General features: G+C 37.4%; 18 protein-coding genes and 1 other annotated feature. Of the genes, 10 read left to right on the top strand and 8 right to left on the bottom strand.

Features of this window, described 5'->3' with window-relative positions; translation table 11 throughout:
- Window positions 1–17: 17 nt before the first annotated feature.
- Window positions 18–1577, bottom strand: coding sequence for a glutathione ABC transporter substrate-binding protein (locus EW028_RS13755; protein WP_131521284.1), 1560 nt, complete (start codon window positions 1575–1577; stop codon window positions 18–20).
- Between the two features lie 181 nt (window positions 1578–1758).
- Between EW028_RS13755 and EW028_RS13750 the strand changes: the two genes are divergently transcribed.
- Genes EW028_RS13750 through EW028_RS13720 form a run of 7 tightly spaced genes read left to right on the top strand, consistent with a single transcriptional unit; the run spans window position 1759 to window position 8402 of the window.
- On the top strand, window positions 1759–2661 hold the full coding sequence (locus EW028_RS13750; protein ID WP_131521283.1) for an ABC transporter permease: 903 nt from the start codon (window positions 1759–1761) through the stop codon (window positions 2659–2661).
- Window positions 2662–2675: 14 nt separating this feature from the next.
- On the top strand, window positions 2676–3596 hold the full coding sequence (gene nikB, locus EW028_RS13745) for a nickel ABC transporter permease (protein WP_131521282.1): 921 nt from the start codon (window positions 2676–2678) through the stop codon (window positions 3594–3596).
- A 15-nt stretch (window positions 3597–3611) separates the two neighbouring features.
- Window positions 3612–4625 (top strand): ABC transporter ATP-binding protein, encoded by a 1014-nt coding sequence (locus EW028_RS13740; protein WP_131521281.1) that lies wholly within the window; start codon window positions 3612–3614, stop codon window positions 4623–4625.
- Window positions 4622–5614: an ABC transporter ATP-binding protein gene (locus tag EW028_RS13735; protein ID WP_131521280.1), complete on the top strand. Its 993-nt coding sequence runs from the start codon at window positions 4622–4624 to the stop codon at window positions 5612–5614. The genes EW028_RS13740 and EW028_RS13735 overlap by 4 nt, the downstream gene beginning before the upstream one ends.
- A gap of 37 nt (window positions 5615–5651) precedes the next feature.
- Window positions 5652–6404, top strand: coding sequence for a sensor histidine kinase (locus EW028_RS13730; protein ID WP_131521279.1), 753 nt, complete (start codon window positions 5652–5654; stop codon window positions 6402–6404).
- A gap of 38 nt (window positions 6405–6442) precedes the next feature.
- Window positions 6443–7144, top strand: coding sequence for a response regulator transcription factor (locus EW028_RS13725; protein WP_131521278.1), 702 nt, complete (start codon window positions 6443–6445; stop codon window positions 7142–7144).
- 19 nt (window positions 7145–7163) lie between these two features.
- A complete protein-coding gene (locus EW028_RS13720) occupies window positions 7164–8402 on the top strand; it encodes a permease (RefSeq protein WP_227744951.1) in 1239 nt (412 codons plus the stop codon).
- Between the two features lie 35 nt (window positions 8403–8437).
- On the opposite strand, the gene EW028_RS13715 is transcribed toward EW028_RS13720, so the two are convergent.
- Both EW028_RS13715 and EW028_RS13710 read right to left on the bottom strand, forming a co-directional pair.
- The gene (locus tag EW028_RS13715) at window positions 8438–9373 is read right to left on the bottom strand and encodes a DUF4181 domain-containing protein (RefSeq protein ID WP_131521276.1); all 936 of its coding nucleotides are present in this window, start codon (window positions 9371–9373) and stop codon (window positions 8438–8440) included.
- Entirely contained in the window at window positions 9360–9881 is a 522-nt protein-coding gene (locus EW028_RS13710) for a sigma-70 family RNA polymerase sigma factor (RefSeq protein WP_131521275.1), read from the bottom strand. Before EW028_RS13710 ends, EW028_RS13715 begins: the two co-directional genes overlap by 14 nt.
- Before the next feature lie 348 nt (window positions 9882–10229).
- On the opposite strand from EW028_RS13710, the gene EW028_RS13705 reads away from it, so the two are divergent.
- Complete coding sequence (locus EW028_RS13705) at window positions 10230–11411, top strand: NupC/NupG family nucleoside CNT transporter (protein ID WP_131521274.1); 1182 nt, start codon at window positions 10230–10232, stop codon at window positions 11409–11411.
- A gap of 140 nt (window positions 11412–11551) precedes the next feature.
- Here the strand turns inward: EW028_RS13705 and leuS are convergent, their stop codons facing one another.
- The 4 genes from leuS to EW028_RS13685 form a co-directional block, all read right to left on the bottom strand.
- Complete coding sequence (gene leuS / locus EW028_RS13700; protein WP_131521273.1) at window positions 11552–13969, bottom strand: leucine--tRNA ligase; 2418 nt, start codon at window positions 13967–13969, stop codon at window positions 11552–11554.
- Between the two features lie 86 nt (window positions 13970–14055).
- Window positions 14056–14266, bottom strand: a binding site (T-box leader).
- A 65-nt stretch (window positions 14267–14331) separates the two neighbouring features.
- Window positions 14332–16074: a SulP family inorganic anion transporter gene (locus EW028_RS13695; RefSeq protein WP_131521272.1), complete on the bottom strand. Its 1743-nt coding sequence runs from the start codon at window positions 16072–16074 to the stop codon at window positions 14332–14334.
- A gap of 56 nt (window positions 16075–16130) precedes the next feature.
- Window positions 16131–16478 carry an ArsR/SmtB family transcription factor gene (locus EW028_RS13690; RefSeq protein WP_131521271.1) on the bottom strand — a complete coding sequence of 116 codons (348 nt, stop codon included), beginning with the start codon at window positions 16476–16478 and terminating at the stop codon, window positions 16131–16133.
- A gap of 147 nt (window positions 16479–16625) precedes the next feature.
- A complete protein-coding gene (locus EW028_RS13685; RefSeq protein WP_048391096.1) occupies window positions 16626–17804 on the bottom strand; it encodes an MDR family MFS transporter in 1179 nt (392 codons plus the stop codon).
- Window positions 17805–18029: 225 nt separating this feature from the next.
- Between EW028_RS13685 and mnmL the strand changes: the two genes are divergently transcribed.
- Together mnmL and mnmM are read left to right on the top strand one after the other, a co-directional pair.
- Window positions 18030–18986: a tRNA modification radical SAM protein MnmL/YtqA gene (gene mnmL / locus EW028_RS13680; RefSeq protein ID WP_048391094.1), complete on the top strand. Its 957-nt coding sequence runs from the start codon at window positions 18030–18032 to the stop codon at window positions 18984–18986.
- Window positions 18983–19561 (top strand): tRNA 5-(aminomethyl)-2-thiouridylate-methyltransferase MnmM, encoded by a 579-nt coding sequence (mnmM, locus tag EW028_RS13675; RefSeq protein WP_131521270.1) that lies wholly within the window; start codon window positions 18983–18985, stop codon window positions 19559–19561. Before mnmL ends, mnmM begins: the two co-directional genes overlap by 4 nt.
- 61 nt (window positions 19562–19622) lie before the next feature.
- On the opposite strand, the gene EW028_RS13670 is transcribed toward mnmM, so the two are convergent.
- Window positions 19623–21131, bottom strand: a complete 1509-nt coding sequence (locus EW028_RS13670; protein ID WP_131521269.1) for an alanine/glycine:cation symporter family protein — start codon at window positions 21129–21131, stop codon at window positions 19623–19625.
- Window positions 21132–21134: the final 3 nt, after the last annotated feature.

The following is a 21134-nucleotide window of genomic DNA, read 5'->3' as shown; positions in this document are numbered from 1 at the left end:
TCTATCCCCAAATTTATTTACTCTACAATTTCAACGCCACTGATCATCGTGTAGTTAGATGCATCTAACCAAAAACCTTTTACAGCATTGCTGTAGACTGCTAAATGCTCATAGTTACGCACTGGAATATAGACAGCTTCGTCTAACTCGATTTGCATTGCTTTTTTGTAGATTTCATTACGTGCCTCTTGGTTTGCTTCAGAACGCCCTTGCTCAATTAGCTTGTCTACTTCTGGATTTGAATAGTAGAAATGGTTTCCTGGAGGTCCCATAGAAGCAGTGTGGAATAGATTGTATTGGTTATAATCAGCATCCCCCGTTGCATTACCCCAGCCACTAATAAAGATTTGGTGCTGTTCTTTCGTAATTTCAGAAATAAATGCACCATACTCCATTACTTGAATATCAACATCTAATCCGATTCCTTTTAATTGAGATTGAATAACCTCCGCCATATTAATACGCTCTTTACGATCACTTGTCAGTAATTTAACTTTTGTTCCCTCTTGAACGCCAGCTTCTTTTAACAATTCTTTTGCCTTCACTACATCATAGTCATACGGTTTCGTTTCACTAGAATATCCAATAATTTTTGGACTCATTGCAGAATTTGCAAGTGTCCCTACATTATCATAAATACCGCTAATAATTGCTTCACGGTCAACAGCATAGCTAATAGCTTGACGTACTTTTACATCCGATAATAATGTATCTTTTACGTTGAATCCGATAAATTCTACTGCTAGTCCTTCTGCACGGAATAAATTCATCGTTGAAGAATTTTCAATTCGATCAATCTCTGTCACAGGTACTTGTTCAGCAATATGTGCTTCTCCACTTTCAATCATTGCTAGACGAGTAGAATCCTCTGGTACAACTTTAAATGTTACTTTATCTACTTTTGGTACAGTTCCCCAATAGTCTTTATTGGAAATTAAAGTAATTTCTTGACCAGATTTCCAAGTTTCAAATACAAATGGGCCTGTCCCTACTGGATGAGTTGCTAATTCGTCCGCTGCTTCAGCTATCGCTTTCGGGCTCATCATACTACCCTCTTGACTTGCTAAAATAGATAGAAGCGGAGCATATGGTTCTTTTAATTTCAACGTTACAACATATTCATCATCTACCACTACTTCACTAATCATAGATAATTTATCACGCTGTGGTGATCCAGTTGCAGGATCTAGAATTCGGTCAAATGTCGCTTTTACAGCCTCTGCATTAAAATCTGCACCATCATGGAATTTAATGCCTTCATTCAATGTAAATGTCCAAGTGATTTCATCTTTTTGCTCCCACTCTTTTGCAAGTAATGGAACAATTTTACGATCTCTATCGAAAGCGACAAGTGTTTCATATACCTTGCCATGAATAATATTTGCTGATGGAATATCTGTAATAAAGTGAGGATCAAGACTTGTCGCATCTGCTGCTCTTAGAACAACTAATTCTCCTCCTACGCTTTTTGATCCCTCTTTGGAACCTTCTGTACTATTATTGCTAGCAGTAGAGCATGCTTGCAGAATAAGTACAGTCATTAGTGCCATGAATAAAAACAACTTCATTTTCTTCATCAACATTTCCTCCTTATGTGATTTGTTCCTTACATTTCGAATTATAAAGAAATAAAATTCACTTGTTTTTTAATATTTTTACGTGTTTTTTAAATTTTCTGACTAATAGACCATAAAATATTTACATTCTTTACGCTTTTCACTAAATTGAAATCAAATCAAATAGAAAAGGAGTTTCGATATGAATAAAGTAACAACTACTATCGATCGTTCTGTTTTAGTGAATGCACGCAAGGCATCTAGAAAAAAGAATCTTGTTTCTTTCCTAAACAAAATCAAAAAAAATAAAGCAGCTGTCGTAGGAGGCATCATCATACTTCTATATATATTGATGTTTCTTATCGGGCCCATTTTAGCCCCTTACGATCCCTACGACGTACAATTAGATCAAAAATTACAAGGACCAAGCGTTGAACATCTAATGGGAACAGATGACAAAGGGCGAGATATTTTAAGTCGAATTTTATATGGATCACGTTTATCAATTGGTGTTGGTATTTCAGCTGTTTTATTCGGTGGTACAATCGGCACTTTCTTAGGTCTTATTGCTGGCTATTATGGCAGATGGGTTGATTCTATTATTAGTCGAATGTTAGATATCATGCTTGCCTTCCCAGGTATTTTGCTAGCTTTAGCGATTGTCAGTGCATTGGGGCCAAGCCTTATCAATGTCACAATTGCTGTTGGGTTTTTCTCTATTCCTATGTTTGCTCGTATTGTACGTGGCTCCACAATGGAAGTTAAAAAATTAGAATATATCGATGCTGTCAAAACACTTGGAGCAAATGATATGACAATTTTAATTAAGCATATTTTCCCAAATATTTTATCTCCCATTATTGTACAAGCATCTATGCGCTTAGCAACTGCTATTCTATCTGCAGCAGGTCTATCATTCTTAGGTTTAGGTGCTCAGCCACCATCGCCTGAATGGGGTGCCATGCTTTCTAATGGACGAGATTTCCTATTTACTGCTCCTTATATGGCGCTATTCCCAGGTATTATGATTTCTATACTTGTATTAGGCTTTAACTTATTTGGCGACGGTTTACGTGATGCACTTGATCCAAGAATGAAAAATTAAAGGAGAGAAGACACATGACATTATTTATCTTAAAACGACTAGCTCAAATTATTCCTGTAACACTTGGTGTAACGCTTGTTGTTTTTCTCATTATGCAGATGATTCCTGGAGACCCAGCGATTATTTTAGCAGGGGAAGGGGCTTCTCAAGAAACAGTTGCAGAATTACGTGAAAATTTAGGGCTCAATAAACCATTAGCAGTTCAATATACAGACTATATTAAAAACCTTCTTCAAGGAGATATGGGTCACTCTTTAAAAAATAATCAACCAGTATTCGAGGAAATTACCTCCCGATTACCAATTACCATCGAGCTAGCCTTTTATAGTATTTTAATCACCATCGTTCTGGGGCTTATTGCGGGTATTATCTCCGCTATCCGTCCTTATTCGTTGATGGATGTAGGATTAATGGTTGTCGCTTTATTAGGGATTTCCCTTCCAAGCTTCTGGTTAGGAATTTTATTAATGTATGTATTCTCTGTACAGTTACACTGGCTTCCTGTAGCAGGCTGGGATAGTGCCAAACATATTATTCTACCAGCTGTCACACTTGGTGCTGGTGGAGCTGCCATCGTCGCTCGTATGACTCGCTCTAGTATGTTAGAGGTTGTAAACCAAGACTATATACGAACAGCGAAAGCAAAAGGCTTAAAGGGATACATCATCATTTTAAAGCACGCATTACGTAATGCCTTGATTCCAGTTATTACAGTAGTAGGCTTACAGTTTGGTAGTTTACTTGGCGGAACAGTTTTAGTTGAATCTGTTTTCGCTGTAAACGGATTAGGACGAATGATTGTAGATGCCATTCGAACACGGGATATACCAGTCGTACAAGGTGGCGTTCTTGTTGCCTCATTAATATTTGTTTTCATAAATCTTTTTGTAGACATAATGTACCGATTCTTTAATAAACGAATGGATTTAAACTAAGGAGGGGAAAAACGGATGAAACAAGAAACCGTGTTGGAAGTCAAAAATTTACAAACCTATTTTTATTCGAGTGAAGGGGTTGCCAAAGCTGTCGATGGGGTATCCTTTACTCTTCAAAAAGGAGAAACACTGGGCATTGTTGGTGAATCTGGTTGTGGGAAATCCATGACTTCCCTGTCATTACTTCGTTTAGTACCATCGCCCCCAGGTAAAATCATCAATGGCGAAATTTTATTAAATAATACAGACATTTTGAAGCTCTCAGATGAAGAGCTACGTAAAATTCGGGGCAATAAAATCTCGATGATTTTCCAAGAGCCTATGACAAGCTTAAATCCTGTATTATCCGTTGGAGAGCAAATTGCTGAATCCATTCGATTGCACCAAGGCTTATCACGTAAAGAAGCATGGCAAAAGGCTGTCGATATGATTCGCCTAGTTGGGATTCCTGCACCCGAAAAAAGAGCGAAGCAGGAACCTTATCAGTTAAGTGGTGGGATGCGACAGCGTATTATGATTGCCATGGCACTAGCGTGTACACCAGATGTGTTAATTGCTGACGAACCAACGACTGCTCTAGATGTAACCATTCAAGCTCAAATTATTGATATTATTCAAAACCTGCAAAAACAGCTAGGCATGAGCATTATCTTCATTACCCATGACCTTGGTGTTGTAGCAGAAATCTGCGATAAAATTGCTGTTATGTATGCGGGGCAGGTTGTAGAAGAAGGCACAACAGAAAGTCTTTTTGAAAACCCGCTACACCCTTATACAAATGGATTAATTCAATCATTACCTAAGCTATACGAAGATCAAGAAGAATTATCTACTATTCATGGAACTGTTCCAAGTCCCTATAATTACCCAATTGGCTGCCGTTATGCAGAACGCTGCCCATTTGCTACAGATTTATGTCGTGAACAACAGCCTGAGCTTTTGACTGTTGAGCAAGGAAAAAAGGTAAGGTGCTGGATGTACAGTAATGAATGGCAAGGAGAAACACTTTTGAAGGAGCTGACAGTATGACAACAGCACAACACACACAACCACTATTACAAGTAAATGATTTAAAGCAGCATTTTTTCTTAAAAAAAGAAAAGCTCTTCGGTCCACAGCAGGTTGTAAAAGCTGTGGATGGGGTGTCTTTCGATATCATGCCTGGTGAGACGCTCAGTATTGTCGGAGAATCTGGCTGTGGAAAATCAACAACTGGTCGTTCTATTTTAAGATTAGATGAGCCTACTGCTGGAGAGGTATTGTTATTCGGTAAAAATTTAGTGAATATGAACAAAAAAGAGCTTCGTGCTGCACGCAAGGACATTCAAATTATTTTCCAAGATCCCTATGCATCCCTTAACCCACGAAGAACGATTCGTAAAATGTTAACAGAGGCCATGTCTATTCAAAAAATTGTACCACCTGAGCAACAAGAAGCACGCATGATTGAATTAATGTCCCTTGTTGGGTTACGTCCTGAATACTTAGAGCGTTATCCACATGAATTTTCTGGTGGTCAGCGTCAACGGATTGGTATTGCCAGAGCCCTTGCTGTTAATCCTAAAATTATTATTTGTGATGAGTCTGTTTCTGCCCTAGACGTTTCCATTCAAGCTCAAATACTAAATTTACTAAAACAACTACAAAGAGATTTAGATTTAACCTTTTTATTTATCTCACACGATTTAAGTGTTGTTCGACATATTTCAGACCGTATTATGGTGATGTATCTTGGAAAGGTCGTAGAAATTGCTGATAAGCATTCCCTTTTTACTCAGCCACATCATCCTTATACAAAAGCACTGTTTTCTTCTATACCTGTCATTGATAAGCAGCATCGGAAGGAGCGTATAATTTTAAAAGGTGACTTACCATCACCTCTTAGTCCCCCTACTGGCTGTAGCTTTCACACACGTTGCCCATTCGCAACAGATAAATGTAAAGCAGAAGTACCAGCACTACGAGCGATCACTGCAACTCATAAGGTAGCTTGCCATTTCGCAGAAAATTTAGTTTAATGTATCTTACACTTATAAAATAAACGGAGAGGTCATTATGTTACAACCAGAAACCTTCAACATATATATTCTCCTATGTGTAATTGCTCCAATTATTGGAGCTTTTCTGCTTACTTTTATATTTATTTTCGAAAAGCAAATCGATAGCCTTGAGGAGGAAAAAAGAAATTTAGAGCTTGAGCAGGATTTACAAAGAGCAAATATTCTCCAGTTGAATCAGCAAATACAGCCACATTTCTTTTTTAATGCATTAAATTCATTATTAAGCCTAGCTCGCATCAATCGGAAGGAAGATTTGGTTGCGGGCATTGAGGCTTTGGCAACATTTTTTAAATTTAAATACAATAATCATGAGGTGTTAATTGCGTTAAAGAACGAGGTACAATTTGTCGATAGTTATTTAAATATTCAACAATTACGATTTGGCCATCGTTTGACTGTAAATAAATATGTTGATGATGAAGCACTATCCGTCCAAATACCACCTTTTATTCTGCAGACCATTATTGAAAATGCCTATAAACATAGCTTTGAAAAGCATATAGGACCTGCAGAGCTATCCATTACAATCAAAAAAATGGCTAATAGCTTATTAATTGAAATTAAAAATACACAGCCTTTAGAAAAAATAGAAATGACTACTGAACAGGTAGTAGACGAACTGCAGCAAGGTTATGGGCTCGAAAATATTAGAAAACGGCTTGAGCTCATTTATGGGCTCGAAAATATTTTATTCTCGATTCAAAACAATGAACAGCATTACACTGTTACCATCCATGTTCCCGCTTAGGCTTTCTATCAACTGGAAGGAGAAAGGAGAAACTCACCATGAATATTTTAATCGCAGATGATGAGCCATTAGAGCTTGAGCAAATGATTTATTTATTAAAGCCACATTTTCCAAATTGGACCTTCCATACTGCCCAAGATGCCTCACAAGCTCTGCAATTAGCTAAGAAGCACCGTATGACTATCGCCTTTTTGGATATTCAAATGCCTGGGAAAGATGGAATCACGTTGAGCAAGGAATTAAAAGCGCTTTATGAGGTAGACATCATCATGGTAACAGCTTATCAAACCTTTGAATATGCCCAACAAGCATTGCGTATCGGGGTAAAGGATTATCTTACAAAACCAGTCATTGCAAGTGAATTAGATGCTATTGTGGAGAAATATAAGGTGTGGAGTTCTAACCATGATGCGATTCAAAGCGCACTTTCCTATATTCATGAAAACTATTATGAAAAACTGAGTCTCAATATTATTGCTGAAAAAATTCATTTAAATCCGAGCTATTTAAGTCGTAAATTTTTGGAGGAGCAGTCTATTGGCATTAATGAATACATTAATAATTATCGCCTAGAAATGGCTGTAAAGAAAATCAATGAAAATCTAGACACAAGTATGTCTGCAATTGCTGAGAGCTGTGGTTTTAATAGTCAGCACTATTTTAGCGTTGCGTTTAAGAAAAAATATAATCAATCACCAAGACAATATAAATCCTCTAAAATGAGTAAAGGTCTTTACTAGTATGCTAAGGAAGTTTTCATTGCTTGTTCCATTTGCAAGTTTAAGCACAGCAGCAGGAGTCATTATTCTTTTAGCGAGATGGATTAATGGTAATTTATTATTATCCTCTCCTTCAGCCCTTATTTCTTTTGGTTTTATGGCGGGCATTTGTTATACATTAGCAACAGCTATTTCATTTATCATACTTGGTTCATTGCTGAAGAAGAGCGATTACACACAAAATCAGCATACACAAAGCTTTTTGCTCTTTACCATACAGCGTAAATTGTCTGGAATGAATTTAAAGGTTATACGTCTATTTTACCTGCTAACAGGTATTGAACTTTGGCTTATTCAATTAATAAGCATTAGTGTATTGTCTGAAATTATGTTAAATATTCCAGTCCCTATTACACTTTTTTTCTTTTTAATCGGCATCTTACTTCTTGACCGCATCATGTCAGTGAAAAGTATACTATGGTTGGAAATTTTATTTATTATTGCTCTTTTTTCATTACTTATTTTTATCCCTATTTATTACTTTGTACTAAATGGGGCAAGCACCGTATATGAGGGTATTCGCTTATATCACCCTTATTTATTTTATTTTAAAAATAGTGAAATTCTGCTGTTCTATGTCATTATTCAACTAGCCGTTTTAGGACAAGTATTTTTTGATAAATCAACATGGTATTTAATTGCCTTTATAAAACCTAAAAAAGTACGTAGCAGTCTGTTTTCCTCAGGTGTAATTTTAGCGTTATTAACGCTATCATTTACGGCAATTTTAATGATTGCCCTATACAGCGGATCATTTGGCCAATTCCAAGTACTGATTTTTACGTTTTTATATGAAGTACAACCAGGCTTTCTGACATTTGCTTTTCTCGTCATTGTCCTATTAGCCATTGTCACAACTTTGCTTGTAGACATGCGGGCAACGAAACGTTTTTTTGTGACGAAAAGACCCTATTATTTCTATTTGATTGGCCTGATGATTATTTTATTCACCTGTTTCTTATCTATCGATTTAACGATTTTAGGTGTTATTTATTCTTTTGCCTTTCTGCACATTACCATGCTACCGTTTTTGTTAATCCTTTTATTTACGAATCGCCATATTCATAAGCATAGCTGGCTTGTCATCCTACTATCCATCATCATTGGAATTGGTGTTGGTTTAAGCTTTAATACGCTTTACGGATTAGCTACCAGCTTTATGATCTCAAGTATTTATCAATTAATGCTTCAGACTGAAACAATTGAAAAAAATACCTGAACTCGATATTATTCGGGTTCAGGTTTATAAGTTATTTAACTGATATAAAATAAGAATAGGATTAGTACTAGCAAGCCAACAATGGCCGAACTAATGGAAACATAATGTCTTTTTTCCTCTCGACCATAGTAATAGTCAATAAAAATAGAGCTGAAAAGGATGACAGCCAAATATCCTCCAATGATAACAGTAAATAAAATCCACCCTTTAATTACGAGCACCATGATCATAATGATATTCAAAATTTTAATAGCCCAAACAGCACGTCTATGATGACTATTGACATACTCCTTTGGTATAGTAAATTTTTTCCTCATTAGTTTATCGACAAGCATTTGGATAGCTATGAGAAAAACTAGCATAACGATTAAACCTGACATTCCAAATTTAGCATCTTCTTTGAGAGCAAGATCTAAATAAGCCTTGGCCAACTCTTTATTATCTACTTTATAAAATGAATTGCTGTCATAATCAACAATTCCGATATCCTCCTCGTTTATGAACATTTTCAGCTTCATAACCTGACCTTTTTCAAACTCTACCCAGACATCACGTTGTAATCTAAAAAAAATACGCTCATTCATTTGTGTCACTGTAGCTTGCTGTAATAGTTGTTGTAATAACTCTTTTTCTGAACTTTGCTCCATTACTCGTTGTCCAATGACCCACCCAGGTCTACCAGCCTTAAAGATCTCCTCATCTGAATTGTAAATCATTGTATATTTTTTTATAGATTGCTGCTGTGCTAATTGAACAATTGAAGCATGCTGCGTTTGCTCTATCTGCCCCAATGGACCGATTTCTATTATCAATAGAAACATGAAAATCGTGCCTATGATGATCAATGGGTAAGACCAGCGTCTTGTTTTTTTTGTTTGCCGCACTTGCCGTAAAATATCCTCCTGTAAGGATTTCGTAAATCGTGGTGCTTCGCCAAGTTCTTGATCCAATTTCTCTTTAAAAGTTGTCATTCATTAACACCTCCCACTTACTATTCGCTAATTTTTCCTGTAACATTTTCCTTGCTCGATGCAATCTGGTTTTAACTGTATTTTCTGCACATGTAAGAATATCTGCAATTTCTCTAATCTTTAATTCCTGATAATAATAAAGGATGACGACTTCTCTATAAGTAATAGGTAATTCAAATAAAGCATTTGTTAATGTTGTCCGTTCATCCTGTGCTAATAGCATCGTTTCAGGTGTTCGTTTACTTGCACCAATATGCAATTTTTCCAACAGTTGATGGCGTTTATTTTTCCAGCTTCGCAAATAATCATGACTTTTATGTACAGTTATTTTAACTAAATAGGTCTTTAGAGATGCTCTTTGTTCGAAGCGATCCTGCTGCCGATAATAAGAAAAAAAGACATCCTGGACTATTTCTTCTGCCATCGCCCAATCCTTTACATAAAGATAAGCCACTCGTAAACAATATTCTCCGTGTTCTTCCATAATGGCCACCAAATGCTCACTCATCTAAACACCTCCTCTAAACATTCACCCTATAGTCGTAATCGGAACTTAGTTGGTTTCAAAAAAATCGAAAAAGTTTCGTTAACATGAAGGTCATAAAAAGAAAAAATCCTCACACAATAAGAGGGTATTTTTATGAATAGTAACTCCTAAAGAAATAGCCTACATTTTTAGAATGAATTTGTTTGTATGCCATGTTGCATACTTTTTTTCTATTATCTATTGAATAACTAGCAAAAAAACTGTTATAGTGAGATTGTTTGTCTGACGTCTGACTAATTAAGATCTTTAGCTGTTCTTCTGAAATTGGAACATCAGGACAAAATATCACAGATACTTATGGAGGAACTTATGAGATACTTAATATCCTTTTGTGGATTGTTACTTGTTTTTGCCTTAGCTTTATTAATGAGTAAAAACAAAAAAGAAATAAAATATAAATATATAGTGATTATGTTGATCATCCAATTTTTATTGGCAGCTTTACTACTTAATACAACGGTCGGCTATGTCCTAATCAAAGGAATCACCAAAGTGTTTGATCACTTATTGTCCTATGCAAATGCAGGTATATCATTTGTTTTTGGTGGCTTAGCAAATGAAGGAGAATCACCCTTCTTTTTAGCCGTTTTATTACCAATCGTCTTTATATCTGTTCTGATTGGGATCTTGCAGCATTTCAAAATTCTTCCTTTTCTAATGAGATGGGTAGGTTTATTTTTAAGTAAAGTAAGTGGTATGGGGAAATTGGAATCCTATAATGCTGTTGCCTCTGCTATGGTAGGCCAATCCGAAGTGTTCATAACTGTTAAAAAGCAATTAGATAAGATTGCACCACAACGTATGTATACATTATGCGCTTCTGCTATGTCGACTGTTTCGATGTCAGTAGTTGGCGCTTATATGACGATGATTGAGCCAAAGTATGTTGTTACGGCCATTGTATTAAACCTGTTTGGTGGATTTATTATTGTTTCCATTATTAATCCATATACTGTAGATGAAAAAGAAGATATCTTAACAATTGAAGATGAACATAAGCAAGCGTTCTTTCAAATGATTGGTGAATATATTATGGATGGCTTTAAAGTAGCCATCATTGTTGGGGCGATGCTTATTGGTTTCGTAGCATTAATGGATTTAATCAATTCATTATTCGATATAATTATCGGCATCTCTTTCCAAGAAATATTAGGCTATATCTTTGCGCCAATCGCTTTCCTAATGGGTATCCCATGGGCAGATGCTGTGGCAGCTGGCGGTATTATGGCAACCAAATTAGTAACAAACGAATTTGTTGCTATGATTAACCTTGGCGATGTTGCTGAGTCCATGAGTGAACGTACATTAGGTATTATTTCTGTATTCCTCGTATCTTTTGCCAACTTTTCATCAATCGGGATTATTTCGGGTGCTGTAAAAGGTTTGAATGAAAGGCAAGGGAATGTCGTTGCTCGATTTGGTTTAAAGTTGTTGTACGGCGCTACGCTCGTAAGTATCCTAACAGCTATTATTGTGGGGTTGATTATTTAAATTGTATCAGGAACTATTTATTGAACTGCACTCAGTTAGATGGGTGCAGTCCTTATTTTATCGCTTAAGATTACTCCAAATTAAAAAATGTACATTACTAAAATTGAATTTAGTAATGTACATTTTTACTTTATATCTCTTTATTTTACGACAATATTGACAAGTTTGCCTGGAATAACGATGATTTTCACTAAGCTCTTTCCTGCCATGTATTCTTGAACCTTTTCATCGGCAAGTGCTACTTTTTCAATATCCTCTTTTGAAGCATCTTTTGCTACGACGATCTTAGCACGTACTTTACCAGCAACTTGTACAGCAATTTCTACTTCATCATCCACAAGCTTTGCTTCATCATATGTTGGCCATTGCTCATATGAAAGAGTGGAATCGTGTCCTAATAGTTGCCATAATTCTTCTGCAATATGCGGAGCGATTGGAGCTAGCATTTTCACAAAGCCTTCAGCATAAGTCGTTGGTATCACATCAGCTTTATAGCAATCATTAATAAAGACCATCATTTGTGAAATAGCTGTGTTAAAGCGGATGCCTTCATAATCCTCTGTCACTTTTTTCACTGTTTGGTGGTATGATTTTTCAAGTGATTGATCGTTAGACACTTGAATTTTTGCTGAAATTGCGCCATCTTCTTCACTGACAAATAGACGCCAGATACGGTCTAAGAAGCGACGTGCTCCATCTAAACCATTTGTAGACCATGCAACAGAAGCCTCTAGTGGGCCCATGAACATTTCATATAAACGTAATGTATCGGCACCATGTGACGTAATGATTTCATCTGGATTGACAACATTGCCCTTAGATTTAGACATTTTTTCATTACCTTCACCTAGAATCATTCCCTGGTTAAATAACTTTTGGAATGGTTCTTTTGTATGGACAACGCCTAAATCATAGAGAACTTTATGCCAGAAGCGAGCGTATAGTAAATGTAATACAGCATGCTCCGCACCACCAATATAAATATCAACAGGTAACCAACGTTTTAGTAACTCTGGGTCTGCAATCGCCTCTGTATTTGTAGGGTCGATATAGCGTAGGAAGTACCAGCTCGAACCTGCCCACTGCGGCATTGTATTTGTTTCACGACGCCCTTTTTTACCTGTTTCTGGATCGACAACATTTACCCATTCTTCAATATTTGCTAATGGTGATTCACCAGTACCTGATGGACGGATATTATCTGTTTTTGGTAGCATTAAAGGTAATTCTGATTCTGGAACTGGCGTAATCGTGCCATCTTCCCAATGAATCATTGGAATTGGTTCACCCCAATAACGCTGGCGGGAGAATAACCAGTCACGTAGACGATAAGAAATTTTCTTCTCCCCTACACCTTTTTCCGCTAACCATTCAATGGCTTTCGCAATGCCATCTGCTTTATTTAAGCCATTCAGGAATTCAGAGTTAATATGTTGACCATCACCTGTAAATGCTTCTTTACTGATGTCTCCACCTTCAAGTACAGGAACGATGTCTAGGCCAAATTCAGTCGCGAATTCATAGTCACGCTCATCATGTGCTGGCACCGCCATAATAGCACCTGTACCATAAGACACTAACACATAGTCAGCAATCCAAATTGGCACTTTTTTACCGTTAATCGGATTCACTGCATAAGCGCCTGTAAATACGCCTGTTTTTTCTTTCGCTAAATCTGTACGCTCTAGGTCAGATTTCATTTTAACTTTCTCTAAATAAGTCTCAACAGCTTGGCGTTGGTCAGCTGTTGTTATTTGTTCCACTAATTTATGCTCTGGCGCAAGCACACAGTATGTAGCACCAAATAATGTATCAGGGCGCGTTGTGAAAACTGTGAAGTTTTGATCTGAACCGTCAATGGCAAATGTCACTTCTGCCCCTTCTGAACGGCCAATCCAATTGCGTTGCATATCTTTAATAGATTCAGGCCAATCAACTTCTTCTAGGTCATCGATTAAACGATCAGCATAGGCTGTAATTTTAAGCATCCATTGCTTCATTGGTCTGCGTTCTACTGGATGACCACCACGCTCTGATTTCCCATCAATTACTTCTTCGTTAGCTAATACCGTGCCAAGTGCTGGACACCAGTTAACAGCTACTTCATCCACATAGGCTAAACCTTTCTTATAAAGCTGGATAAAAATCCATTGTGTCCATTTATAATATTCTGGATCAGTTGTGTTAATTTCGCGATCCCAATCATAGCTGAAGCCTAGCTCTTGAATTTGACGTTTAAATGTTGCAATATTTTTAGCTGTAAATTCAGCTGGATCATTCCCTGTATCAAGTGCATATTGTTCTGCTGGTAAACCAAAAGCATCCCAGCCCATTGGATGAAGTACATTATAGCCTTGCATACGTTTAAAGCGCGATAGAATATCAGTTGCCGTATAACCCTCTGGATGGCCTACATGAAGTCCTGCGCCTGATGGATATGGGAACATATCTAATGCATAAAATTTAGGCTTTGCTGTTTCATTTTCAGTTTTAAATGTTTTGTTATCAGCCCAGTATTGCTGCCACTTTTTTTCAATTTGTTCATGATTAAAACTCATTTTTTTTCCTCCTTCGATTGATCGTGCTGCTCTCCATTATAATTGACAAAATATTTAAAAAATAAAAAAACTCGCCCCTATCTTATAGAAGGGACGAGAGAATTTGTACTCCCGCGGTACCACCCAAATTAGTGATTACACTCGGCTCAAGCTTCCTTAACGCGGAAGAAACGACACACGCTGTTTCACGCGGGCAGACTCAGAAGGCGAGTTCAACTTGCATTCTTACTAGCTTCCACCAACCGCTAGCTCTCTAAAAAGAACCACAAATTTACTATTCCTCATCACAGTCTTTACATGATATTGCATTTATTCTAATGGAAAGTATTGAAAAGCACAAGCCTTTGTTTACAGCTTACCCATTACTGAACAATTAAATCCTTTTCTTCCTTAGACTTTGATAAATCCTTACATTCATGAAAAGCAAAATGCTGACAACCAATGCATTGATTGGCGTTCAAATAATGGAAAGCTTTTGTAATCGCTTCTCCTGTATGCTGAAAAAAATGTTGCGCGCCTATTTTATCGTAAAGACCATTGTGCTGAAGAGCACCCTTTAAATCACCTTGCACACCCGTTACCAAAATAGTACCGCCCTGTGCTTTATAATTTTCTATGATATTACTAAAATATGCTTCTCCAGTAGAATCCATAAAGGGCACTTTCCCCATCCGTAATATCAAAACTCTTGGTTGCTGATGCAGAGTACTTTCAATCGTTTGCTCAAACATTTGTGCAGCACCAAAAAACAACGGCCCTTCAATGGTGTACATACTAATTTGCGGGCAATCATGCTGCTGATGCACTACATGTGGCTGTACCTTTTCACTTTTATTTGAATGATCTGGAAGTACTTTTGTAACAACAAGCTTTTCACTCATGCGTTTCGCAAATAATAGCACAGCCAGCACAAGCCCAACCTCAACTGCTAACGTAAGACTAGTGAATACCGTTAATAAAAAGGTAATCAATAATACCAGTGAGTCGCCTGATTTTAATTTTGCGATATGTGAGAAATGATGTCGTTCACTCATATTCCAAGCTACGACCATCAGTACCGGAGCCATGCTTGCTAACGGAATATGAGATGCATATGGAGCTAATAACAATAATGTGATTAAAACAAACACACCATGAATGATACCCGACATAGGGGATACTGCTCCTGTTTTGATATTGGTCGCTGTGCGTGCAATAGCACCTGTTGCTGGAATACCACCGAATAAAGGCGTCACAATATTAGCAATTCCCTGACCAATTAACTCACGATTACTGTTATGCTTACTATTTGTCATCCCATCCGCCACAACTGCCGATAATAGAGACTCAATACCACCTAGCATTGCAATGACAAACGCTGGACCAATAAGTTGTTGTAATCGTTCGAGCGTGATGTTCGGTAAGGCGAAATGAGGTAATGTATTAGGAATTTGCCCATAGGCCGTTGCAATGGTAGCAACTTGTCCTGAAAAGAAGAAGGTTGCTATAAGTGTAGAGACAACGATACCCGCTAATGCTCCAGGAACCTTTGGAAAAAACTTTGGTGTTATCACGATTGTCACCAAGCATACCGCGGCAGTAAGAATACTATACGTATTTGTCGTATCAAGCTGCTTAATAATTTCCTGTATGTTGGCGATAAAATATTCATGCCTTTTAACATTTGTGAGCCCTAGAAAGTTAGCGATTTGACCTGTAAAAATAATCACTGCTATCCCTGCTGTAAAACCAACTGTTACAGGACGTGGAATAAACTTAATTAAAGTCCCTAACTTAAAAAAGCCCATGACACAAAGCAATACCCCTGCCATTAAACCCGCTAGTAATAAATCTTCATAGCCATAGGTAAGAACAATCCCCAATAGAATTGGCACAAACGCCCCCGTAGGCCCACCTATTTGATATTTGGAACCTCCAAAGAGAGAAATAAGAATACCTGCAATGCAAGCTGTATAAATCCCATATTCAGGTTTCACACCCGATGCTATGGCAAAGGACATGGCAAGTGGAATAGCAACGATTCCCACAATAATCCCTGACAATAAATCCTTCTTTACATGTTGAACTGAATATCCTTCAAAGCGTCCTGTAAACAGTGACTTCATAGATAAATCTTCCCTTCGAAATAATAAGCAAAGCTCAATTTGTCATCATCATTGATTTACTTATTCTCTTCGTCACCTTCATTACTCGTCATTTCCTCTAATCTAGAAATGGTATTAACCAAATGGTTATTAAAAATATCCTTTGCCACCCCAAGTAATGCACCAATCATTGGGTCACTTAAAGAATAGTAAACTTTTTTCCCTTCCTTCACGCCATAAACAATATTTTTAGCACGCAATACACTTAATTGCTGAGAAACAGCAGAACCCTCTTTCTCCAAGCAATCTTGAATCTCATTGACACTTTTCTGTCCATCTACAAGGAGTTCAAGTATTCGGATGCGTAACGGATGTGCTAATGCTTTGAAAAAATCCGCTTTAAACTGTTGTAAGCCCTCTTCCATAAAAAAACCCCTCCATATAACTACATATTCAAATATTTGAATATGTATGATTGTAATCCTGTCACAACATTTTTTCAATATCTGCTATAAAAAAAGAACAAAAACAAGTACTTAATACTCGTTTTTGCTCTTTTCAGTGCGACATTATTAATCTGCTACTATTTTGTTCTTCTTTAAAGGATAATCGTATGTTAAACATGGAATAATCGCCAATAGTACAATAACTACTAATGTTAAAACAAGAGGAATCATGCCAAATTGATCCACCATAATACCGCCAAATAGTGGACCAATCATCCGTCCTCCAGTGGCAGCACTATTGATAATGCCTTGATAGAACCCTTGTCGACCTTTTGGTGCCAGTTGATTAGCAATCGTTGGTAACGCTGGCGTATAAAACATTTCGCCAAATGTTAAGACAAGCATCGCTGCTCCAAACATTTTAAAATCGTTTGCAAAGGCAATAATACCAAAGGAAAGTGCAATCAGCGTTACACCAAATACTAACTGACGTTTTAAATTGTGTTCCCACCGCTTTACGAGCGGTGCAATGAGCGGTTGCCCAATGACAATTAGAAGACCGTTGATTGTCCAAAGTAAGCTATATTGCTTTAATCCCAATCCTAAATCTTGTGTATAAGATGAAATGGTTGCACTCCATTGAGAATATGCTAGCCAGCATAAAACGGAGGATGCACTAATTATTAACAAAGCATAGAAAGGTGCCTTGTTTACGATTCGCTTACTTTCGCTCAAGACATTTTTAGGTGCAATACTGCCCGCCTCCAAACGCTTAAATGTAAATAAGGCAATGAAAAAGAATAAAATATACATACCTAAATTCACTTTAAACACATAGTCAAATTGATAATCTGCCACTATACCGGCAAGGGCAGGACCTACGGCAACACCGACATTTTGTGCTAAATAGATAGTATTAAAAGCCTTACGTCCACCTTCTGGCCAGGCAGCCCCAGCTAAGGCAAACATACCTGGGAAAACAATACCCCCACTAAAGCCTAGTATCGTTAAAAACCACACATAATGTGGCCAACCGTGCCAAATTGTTAAGCCAATTAATGAAGCAATCGTTAACAGGATACCAAGCATAATAGCTTTATAGCCACCAATTCTATCAAATAAGTAACCACCTAATAGATTACCTAATACTCCAGCAGCAGAATTCAGCATTAAGACAAAACCAGCCATAGCTAAAGATTTGCCTAAATAATCATGCATATAAATGGCATTCAAAGGCCATAAAAAAGAGTTGCCTGTTGTGTTCACAAGCATTCCGATAATTAAAAACCAAACACGTTTTGGCATAGGATGACCTCCATTATTTCGCTTCTCTAAATAGTTAGTGTATGCTGAAATACTTAAAAGTACAAGGAAAATAATTTTACCTTTTTTACAAGACTTCTATCCTATTTTCAATCGTATTTAGTTTTGTTCCTTTCCATTTTTCTTTATCCAAATCATGATATTACCCTTACCCCATGACGGAACGAAATGCACATGATAGAATAGAGCGTTAGAGGAGTGAAATAAATGACAGAGACGAATTTTCCTTTTCCTTCAGAGGGGAAAAGATACTATACATGGAATCGCTATTTACGTGACCAATTTGGTCATAAAGTTTTTAAAGTGGCATTAGATGCAGGATTTGATTGCCCTAACCGCGACGGCACAGTTGCTTTCGGTGGCTGTACATTTTGCAGTGCTGCAGGTTCTGGTGATTTTGCTGGTAATAAGGTAGATCCAATTGATGTTCAATTTGCTGAAATCCGAGACAAAATGCACCAGAAATGGAAGGATGGCAAATACATGGCCTATTTCCAAGCCTACACAAATACACATGCCCCTTTGCCAGTTTTAAAAGAAAAATTTGAAGCAGCTTTAGCGCAAGAAGGTGTAGTAGGTCTTTCTATTGCTACTCGTCCTGACTGTTTACCTGATGATGTTGTCGAATATTTAGCAGAGCTAAATGAGCGGACGTATTTATGGATTGAGCTCGGTCTACAAACGGTGCATGAGAAAACGGCTAATCTTATTAATCGTGCCCATGATTATGCAACATATGTGGAAGGCGTTGAAAAATTGCGTAAGCATGGCATTCGTGTTTGCTCACATATCATTAACGGATTGCCTCTCGAAGACTATGACATGATGATGGAAACGGCACGAGCAGTTGCACAATTAGATGTCCAAGGCATTAAAATCCACTTACTTCATCTATTAAAAGGAACGCCTATGGTGAAGCAATATGAAAAAGGTATGTTAGAATTTTTAGATCAAGATGTGTATACAAAACTAGTAGCAGACCAATTAGAAATTTTACCACCAGAGATGGTCATTCATCGTATTACAGGTGATGGACCGATTGATTTAATGATTGGACCCATGTGGAGTGTTAATAAATGGGAAGTACTGAATGGCATTGATGCTGAGCTTGAACGTCGTGGTAGTTGGCAAGGGAAGTTGTATAAGGCAGAGGTTATGAAATGATACTACAACGCGTTTTACAATATGCCCAGCAGTTATTAAAAGATAATATAAAAGAGGGAGATACAGTTGTGGATGCAACTGCTGGAAACGGCCATGACACATTGTTTCTGGCACAGCTTGTTGGGGATGAAGGGCAAGTTTATGCCTTTGATGTCCAAAAAGAGGCGGTTGACGCGACACTCCTCCGACTTTTAGATCATGGTTTAGAACACCGAGCACTCGTTTTAAATAAAGGGCATGAAGAAGTTACACAGTTTGTTCACAAGCCAGTAACTGCGGCAATCTTCAATCTCGGCTATTTACCTGGTAGCAACCATGATATTATTACAAGACCTAATACAACAATCCAAGCCATTGAGAATATATTAAAGCTCTTAAAAGTGGGCGGTTTGATTGTTCTTGTTATTTATCATGGTCATCCAGGTGGAAAAGAAGAGCGTGATAAGGTCATTGATTATGTAAGCCAACTGCCACAAAAATATGTTCATGTCTTAAAATATGCATTTCTGAATCAACAAAATGATCCACCCTTCGTCATTGCATTAGAGAAAATGAAAGAATATCCTATTCAATAATGACATGCTAAAAGGCGATCAGCTAGTTTCTATCAAACTAGCTGATCGCCTTGCTCTTTATCTACTTGTTATTGCGTTTTTCATTATAGTCAACCCAGAAATCTGCACCTTTAATTCCTAGTTTACGAGGATCAAAGACTGGGTCTTTTCCTTCTTTTTTCTGTTTCTCGTAATCTTTTAATGCGATAATAGCTGGTTTCATGATAATTAAAATAGCTATAACGTTAATCCAAACCATCAAACCAAGACCTACATCTCCCATTGCCCATGCTAGACCAGACGTACGGATTGTACCATAAAAGGCTGCAACTAAAATGGCAATTTTCGCAATCCAAATGAATATCTTTTCTGTGCTACCTCTAAATAAATAAGCGACATTTGTCTCTGCAATATAGTAGTAAGCCATGATTGTTGTAAAGGCAAAGAAGAATAACGCAATGGCTACAAATGGAGCACCAAAGCCAGGTAATGATGAGTCAACTGCATATTGTGTATAGGCTGCACCTGCTTCAATACTTTTCGCAAAAGTCATTTGCTCATCACCAGCTAATCCACCACTATTGAATTCTCCAACATGAATAAATGGATCTGCTCCCTCAGCTGCCTTTTCATCTTGTACATTGTACATCCCCGTAAATAAAATCATAAATGCGGTAGCAGAACAAATTAATAATGTATCAATATACACAGATGCTGCTTGAACAATTCCTTGCTTAGCAGGATGTGATACTTCCGCAGCTGCCGCAGGGTGGGCCCCAGTTCCTTGACCAGCTTCATTGGAGTAAATTCCACGTTTAACACCCCAAGCAATCGCTGAACCAATAACCCCGCCAAAAATTTCTTGAGCACCAAATGCACTAGAAAAAATTAATCCGATAACCGTTGGTACTTGTGAAATATTCATAAAAATAATGATAATGGCCATAATGATATAGGCTAATGCCATAAACGGTACAATAATCTGGGCAGCGTTTGCAATTGATTTAATACCACCAATGATAATAGCACCTAGTAACACAACAATTATAAGTCCTGTGATCCATGTATCCAAACCGAAAGCGTTTTCAACAGCACCTGCGATGGCATTCGACTGCACACCAGGCATCAAAATTAACATTGCTATTAAAGCCGCCACAGCAAAAATAACTGCAAACCATTTTTGGCCCATTCCTTTTTCTATGTAAAAGGCCGGTCCACCACGATATTCTGTATCTTTCTCTTCTTTATAGATTTGAGCTAATGTTGACTCTACATACGCGGTAGCCGCACCTATGAAAGCGATTGCCCACATCCAAAAGACAGCACCAGGTCCTCCCATTCCAATCGCTGTCGCAGTACCAGCAATATTACCTGTACCTACACGTCCTGATAATGCGATAGACATTGCTTGGAATGAAGATATTCCCTTTTCTGACTTCTCCCCTTTAAACATTAAAACAAACATATCTTTAATGTGCCTTACTTGTAGGAACCTTGTAATAATTGAGAAAAATAACCCAATTAATAAGATGCCATAAATAAACCATGGTCCCCATAAAATACCATTCAACTTCTCTACAATTACATCCATTTT

It is taken from the genome of Lysinibacillus sp. OL1 (assembly GCF_004332175.1).
GTDB lineage: Bacteria > Bacillota > Bacilli > Bacillales_A > Planococcaceae > Lysinibacillus > Lysinibacillus capsici.
Note: the sequence above shows the minus strand (reverse complement) of the source record. Positions and strands in the feature narration are given on the sequence as shown.

Excerpts from the sequence above, each read along its gene's own strand:
- EW028_RS13755 (WP_131521284.1), bottom strand. The coding sequence starts at position 1,577 with ATGAAGAAAATGAAGTTGTTTTTATTCATGGCACTAATGACTGTACTT.
- EW028_RS13750 (WP_131521283.1), top strand. The coding sequence starts at position 1,759 with ATGAATAAAGTAACAACTACTATCGATCGTTCTGTTTTAGTGAATGCA.
- nikB (WP_131521282.1), top strand. The coding sequence starts at position 2,676 with ATGACATTATTTATCTTAAAACGACTAGCTCAAATTATTCCTGTAACA.
- EW028_RS13740 (WP_131521281.1), top strand. The coding sequence starts at position 3,612 with ATGAAACAAGAAACCGTGTTGGAAGTCAAAAATTTACAAACCTATTTT.
- EW028_RS13735 (WP_131521280.1), top strand. The coding sequence starts at position 4,622 with ATGACAACAGCACAACACACACAACCACTATTACAAGTAAATGATTTA.
- EW028_RS13730 (WP_131521279.1), top strand. The coding sequence starts at position 5,652 with ATGTTACAACCAGAAACCTTCAACATATATATTCTCCTATGTGTAATT.
- EW028_RS13725 (WP_131521278.1), top strand. The coding sequence starts at position 6,443 with ATGAATATTTTAATCGCAGATGATGAGCCATTAGAGCTTGAGCAAATG.
- EW028_RS13715 (WP_131521276.1), bottom strand. The coding sequence starts at position 9,373 with ATGACAACTTTTAAAGAGAAATTGGATCAAGAACTTGGCGAAGCACCA.
- EW028_RS13710 (WP_131521275.1), bottom strand. The coding sequence starts at position 9,881 with ATGAGTGAGCATTTGGTGGCCATTATGGAAGAACACGGAGAATATTGT.
- EW028_RS13705 (WP_131521274.1), top strand. The coding sequence starts at position 10,230 with ATGAGATACTTAATATCCTTTTGTGGATTGTTACTTGTTTTTGCCTTA.
- leuS (WP_131521273.1), bottom strand. The coding sequence starts at position 13,969 with ATGAGTTTTAATCATGAACAAATTGAAAAAAAGTGGCAGCAATACTGG.
- EW028_RS13695 (WP_131521272.1), bottom strand. The coding sequence starts at position 16,074 with ATGAAGTCACTGTTTACAGGACGCTTTGAAGGATATTCAGTTCAACAT.
- EW028_RS13690 (WP_131521271.1), bottom strand. The coding sequence starts at position 16,478 with ATGGAAGAGGGCTTACAACAGTTTAAAGCGGATTTTTTCAAAGCATTA.
- EW028_RS13685 (WP_048391096.1), bottom strand. The coding sequence starts at position 17,804 with ATGCCAAAACGTGTTTGGTTTTTAATTATCGGAATGCTTGTGAACACA.
- mnmL (WP_048391094.1), top strand. The coding sequence starts at position 18,030 with ATGACAGAGACGAATTTTCCTTTTCCTTCAGAGGGGAAAAGATACTAT.
- mnmM (WP_131521270.1), top strand. The coding sequence starts at position 18,983 with ATGATACTACAACGCGTTTTACAATATGCCCAGCAGTTATTAAAAGAT.
- EW028_RS13670 (WP_131521269.1), bottom strand. The coding sequence starts at position 21,131 with ATGGATGTAATTGTAGAGAAGTTGAATGGTATTTTATGGGGACCATGG.